Source organism: Streptomyces sp. NPDC058964, from assembly GCF_042741275.1.
Classification (GTDB): domain Bacteria; phylum Actinomycetota; class Actinomycetes; order Streptomycetales; family Streptomycetaceae; genus Streptomyces.
Map to the genome: position 1 here is coordinate 1 of NZ_JBHYKH010000603.1, position 5,059 is coordinate 5,059.

The window sequence follows — 5,059 nt, forward strand, 5'->3', positions numbered from 1 at the left end:
CTGGTCACCGGAGACCGAGCGGCAACCTCCCCCCTGGCCGCCGGCGCGCCGGTGTCCGGTCACCGCCCACCGCTGTCCAGCATCCGGACAGCCGTCTCCGGTCAGGACCGTACGTCTGGTTTACTGATCGCATGAGCACGACGAGCAGCCGCACCCTTGCGACCGAGGCGACCATGACGCCCGGTGCTCGTTGTCTGTGTCGAATGTGCGCCTTCTAGAGGGCCCCCGCACCACCTGAGCCTCGCGCCCCGAAGCGAGAGCCGTGGCACGTCCGCCTGTCGTCGAAAGACGTCCGCGACGGAAGCCGCCCCGCGCACATGTTTCTCCACCCGGTTCCATCGCCACCGCGAGAACCGTGTCGCGTCCCTGAACGAATGCACCTGTGCCCGGGCACACCCATGCCCGCGTACTCGACAGTGACGGAATCACAGTGATCACCACATCGGGCCTGACGAAGATATATCGGGCCGACCGCTCACGCGGCCGCGAGGTCATCGCCCTGGACGGCGTCGATCTCCACGTCCGCGAAGGCGAGGTGTACGGCGTCATCGGCCAGTCCGGCGCCGGCAAGTCCTCGCTCATCCGCTGCGTCAACCTGCTGGAGCGTCCCACCGCCGGGACCGTGACCGTGGCCGGCCAGGACCTCACAGCCCTCGCCGGGCGCGGACCCCGGGCCGGCAAGGAGCTGCGCCGTGCGCGCAGCCGTATCGGCATGGTCTTCCAGCACTTCAACCTGCTGTCCTCGCGGACCGTCCAGGACAACGTCGAGCTGCCGCTGGAGATCCTCGGCAGGTCGGGGAAGGACCGTTCCCGCAAGGCGCTCGAACTGCTGGACCTCGTCGGACTCGCCGACAAGGCCAAGGCCTACCCCGCGCAGCTCTCCGGCGGCCAGAAGCAGCGCGTCGGCATCGCCCGCGCCCTGGCCGGCGACCCCAAGGTACTGCTCTCCGACGAGGCCACCAGCGCGCTCGACCCGGAGACCACCCGCTCCATCCTCCAGCTGCTGCGCGACCTGAACCGGCAGCTCGGCCTGACCGTCCTGCTCATCACGCACGAGATGGACGTGGTCAAGAGCATCTGCGACTCGGCCGCGCTCATGGAGAAGGGGCGGATCGTCGAGTCCGGCACCGTCAGCGAGCTGCTCGCGACCCCCGGTTCCGAACTGGCCGCCGCGCTGTTCCCGGTGGGCGGCGAGGCCTCCGGTGCCGAGCGCACCGTCGTCGACGTCACCTTCCACGGCGAGGCCGCGACCCAGCCGGTCGTCTCACAGCTCTCGCGCACCTACAACATCGACATATCGATCCTCGGCGCCGCCATCGACACCGTCGGCGGCCTGCAGATCGGCCGCATGCGCATCGAGCTGCCCGGCCGCTACGAGGACAACGTCGTGCCGATCGGCTTCCTGCGGGAACAGGGCCTGCAGATCGATGTCGTCGACCAGCCGGCCCAGGGGTCCGCGCTGGTGAAGGAAGGTGCCAGGTGACCTGGTCCGAGATGCAGCCGCTGCTGTCCCAGGCGTGTTGGGACACGCTCTACATGGTCGGCTGGTCCACCGTCATCGCCGTCGTCGGCGGCCTTCCGCTGGGCATCCTGCTCGTCCTCACGGACCGGGGCGGGCTGCTGCAGAACGTCCTCGCCGGCAAGGTGATCGGGCAGATCGTGAACGTCGCCCGGTCCATGCCCTTCATCATCCTGATGGTGGCCCTGATGGGCTTCACGCGCGCCGTCACCGGGACCACCATCGGGCGCGAGGCCGCCATCGTGCCGCTCGCCATCGGCGCCATCCCGTTCTTCGCGCGTCTGGTCGAGACGGCTGTCCGCGAAGTGGACGGCGGACTCGTCGAGGCCGTGCAGTCGATGGGCGGCAACACCTGGACCGTCGTCCGCAAGGCCCTCGTACCGGAGTCCCTGCCCTCCCTGATCTCCAGCACCACGACCACGATCGTCGCCCTCATCGGCTACTCCGCCATGGCCGGCACGGTCGGCGCCGGCGGCCTCGGCGACATCGCCATCCGCTACGGCTACCAGCGCTTCGAGACCCAGATGATGTGGATCACCGTGGCGATACTCGCCGTCGTCATCTCGGTCGTCCAGCTCGTCGGCGACTATGCCGCCCGCTCCATCCACCGGCGCGGTGCCCGTTCCGGCCCGGCTCCCAGGCTCCGTCTGCTGAGGACCGCGGGGCCCGCGGCGGCCGACGTGGGCAAGGCCGCCTGAGCACCCCCACAGACTCCCCGTCCGCCCACCCGTCGCCCGACCACCCTCCCTCAACGACGGCGCTCCGCCCCGACACCCCTTGATTCAAGGGGTCGCACCACCCATAGGAAAGGCACTTTTCGTGCGTAACACCGCCAAGATCACCACCGCTGTCCTCGCCGCCGGAGCCCTCACCTTCGGGCTCACCGCCTGCGGCTCGGACAAGGGCTCCTCTTCCTCCGCCGACTACAGCGGACCGCTGGTCGTCGCCGCGAGCCCGACCCCGCACGCCGAGATCCTGAACTTCGTCAAGAAGAACCTGGCGAAGAAGGCGGGCCTCGACCTGGAGGTCAAGGAGTTCACCGACTACATCACGCCGAACACGGCGACCGAGGACGGCTCGGTGGGCGCCAACTACTTCCAGAACCAGCCGTACCTGGACGACTTCAACAAGAAGCGCGGCACCCACATCGTGCCCGTCGTCACGGTGCACCTGGAGCCCCTCGGCCTCTACTCCCACAAGGTGAAGAGCACCGACGCCCTCAGGAGCGGTGCGACCGTCGCCGTCCCGAACGACACCGTGAACGAGGCGCGCGCCCTGAAGCTGCTCGCCACCAACGGGCTCATCACGCTCAAGGACGGCGTGGGTAGCGCAGCAACTCCGCAGGACATCACCAAGAACCCGAAGAACCTCAAGTTCAAGGAGGTCGAGGCGGCCCAGACCGCTCGCTCCCTGGACGACGTGGACGCCGCGGTGATCAACGGCAACTTCGCCATCTCCGCGGGCCTCGAGCCCGCCACGGACGCGCTCGTCCTGGAGTCCGCGAACAACAACCCGTACGGCAACTTCCTCGCCGTGAAGAAGGGCAACGAGAAGGACCCGCGGGTCAAGAAGCTCGCCAAGCTCCTGACCACGCCCGAGGTCAAGAAGTTCATCGAGGACAAGTACCAGGGCTCGGTCGTCGCCTCCTTCTGACGGGGCGTATACCGCGTATCGCCACGCACGGGGTCCACTCCCTCACCCGGAGTGGACCCCGTGGTGCGGTTCGGTGCTTTCATGCTGCATGCTGGGCAGTTCAGCAGGCCCTGACGGTTTTTCCGAAGGTTACGGAGCGGCGCATGACTAGCACCTTCCCCAACATCTCCATCAGCACGGAGCGGTTGGTGCTGCGTCCCCTCGACGAGGACGACGTGCCCGCCCTGGCCGAAATGATGAACGACGAGCAGGTCGGCGCCTGGACCGACGTCCCCCAGCCCTTCACCGAGGACGGGGCCCGCCACTGGATCACCGAGTGGGCACCCACCGAACGGGCCGCCGGCCGCGGCCTCGACCTCGCGGTCACCGAGTTCCTCACCCAGCGGCTGGTCGGCATAGTCCAGTTGACGAAGACCAACTGGCACATCCGGTCCACCGAACTGTCGTACATCGTCGCCCCCTGGGCCCGCGGCGAGGGCTACGCCTCCGAGGCCGCGCTCGCCACCTCCCAATGGCTCTTCGGCGACCAGAAGTTCGAGCGCATCGAGCTGCGCACCGCCGCCGACAACACCGCCTCCCAGCAGGTCGCCCAGAAGATCGGCTGCATCAGCGAGGGCGTGCTGCGCAACGCCTGCATAGTCCACGTCCGCACGGAGGACGGCGCGTGGACCGATCTGCGCACCGACTTCATCGTGTGGAGCCTCCTTCCCGAGGACCTGGAGGGTGCGGGCGAGCGACTCCCCGACAACGGCGGTTTCACGTCGTTCTCCGACTGGAACTGACAGCACCGGGACCCACGGCGTACCGCCCGCCGCGCGTCCGACAGGCCCACCAGGTACTCTCACGGAGCCCGCCTGCGGGCCCCACCCCTGACGACCTGCGCAAACCCTGGGAGACTGACGACGATGGCCGACCGCGTCACGGTGATCGGCTGGGACGGTTCACCGCTGACCGCCGCGGCTCGCGGCGCCCTGAGCGCCGCCACACTCGTCGCGGGCGCGGCCCACCACCTGGCGCTCCCCGAGCTGCCTCCCACGGCCGAACGCATCCGGCTGGGCAGCGTCGCGCTCGCCGCCCGCCGTATCGCGGCGCACCGGGGTACCGCGGTCGTGCTCGCCGACGGCGACCCCGGCTTCTTCGGCGTCGTACGGACCCTGCGTGCGCCCGAGTTCGGCCTGGAGGTCGAGGTCGTCCCCGCCGTCTCCTCCGTGGCCGCAGCCTTCGCCCGCGCCGGGATGCCCTGGGACGACGCCCAGGTGGTCGTCGCACACCGGCGCACCCTGCGACGCGCGGTGAATGTATGCCGGGCCCACACCAAGGTCGCCGTCCTCACCTCGCCCGGCGCCGGACCCGCCGAGCTCGGCCTGCTCCTGGACGGGGTCCACCGCACCTTCGTCATCTGCGAGGAACTGGGCACCGAACGCGAACAGGTCACCGTCGTGACCTCGGACAAGGCCGCCGACCACACCTGGCGCGACCCGAACGTCGTCATCGTCATCGGCGGGCCGGTGGGGGCCGCGGAGGGTGGCGGCTGGATCGCCGGACGCGATCCGGGCGCGGGTCCGCGCGGCTGGGTGCTGCCCGACGAGGCATACGGCGGCGGGCTCGGCGAGGGCGAGACGGAGCTGCTCCGCGCGGCCCAACTCGCCCGCCTGGGGCCGCGCGTCGGTGATCTCGTCTGGGACATCGGCTGCGGCGGCGGCGCCTTCGCCACCGAGGCCGCGCGGGCCGGCGCGGCCGTGATCGCCGTCGACCGGGATCACGGGGCGTGCGCCCGCACCGAGGCGGCCGCCCGCCGCTTCGGGGTGCAGCTCCAGATAGTGGGCGGCACCCCCCCGCACCTCCCGGAGAACCATACCCAACCCGACCTACTGGCCGGTCGAGGCG

At 69.9% G+C, this 5,059-nt stretch carries 5 protein-coding genes; all 5 read left to right on the plus strand.

Going from position 1 to position 5,059, the window contains the following annotated elements:
- Positions 1-430 precede the first annotated feature (430 nt).
- Positions 431-1,483 carry a methionine ABC transporter ATP-binding protein gene (locus tag ACFW2E_RS41250; RefSeq protein ID WP_384475581.1) on the plus strand — a complete coding sequence of 351 codons (1,053 nt, stop codon included), beginning with the start codon at positions 431-433 and terminating at the stop codon, positions 1,481-1,483.
- A complete protein-coding gene (locus ACFW2E_RS41255; protein ID WP_384475584.1) occupies positions 1,480-2,217 on the plus strand; it encodes a methionine ABC transporter permease in 738 nt (245 codons plus the stop codon). The genes ACFW2E_RS41250 and ACFW2E_RS41255 overlap by 4 nt, the downstream gene beginning before the upstream one ends.
- Before the next feature lie 121 nt (positions 2,218-2,338).
- Positions 2,339-3,172 (plus strand): MetQ/NlpA family ABC transporter substrate-binding protein, encoded by an 834-nt coding sequence (locus ACFW2E_RS41260; RefSeq protein ID WP_384475587.1) that lies wholly within the window; start codon positions 2,339-2,341, stop codon positions 3,170-3,172.
- Positions 3,173-3,315: 143 nt separating this feature from the next.
- Complete coding sequence (locus ACFW2E_RS41265; RefSeq protein WP_384475590.1) at positions 3,316-3,954, plus strand: GNAT family N-acetyltransferase; 639 nt, start codon at positions 3,316-3,318, stop codon at positions 3,952-3,954.
- Positions 3,955-4,077: 123 nt separating this feature from the next.
- The coding region (cbiE, locus tag ACFW2E_RS41270) for a precorrin-6y C5,15-methyltransferase (decarboxylating) subunit CbiE (RefSeq protein WP_384475593.1) at positions 4,078-5,059 on the plus strand (982 nt) is incomplete at its 3' end.

Bases quoted from the DNA above. Each gene is read 5' to 3' on its own strand.
- ACFW2E_RS41265 (WP_384475590.1), top strand. From the start codon at position 3,316: ATGACTAGCACCTTCCCCAACATCTCCATCAGCACGGAGCGGTTGGTG.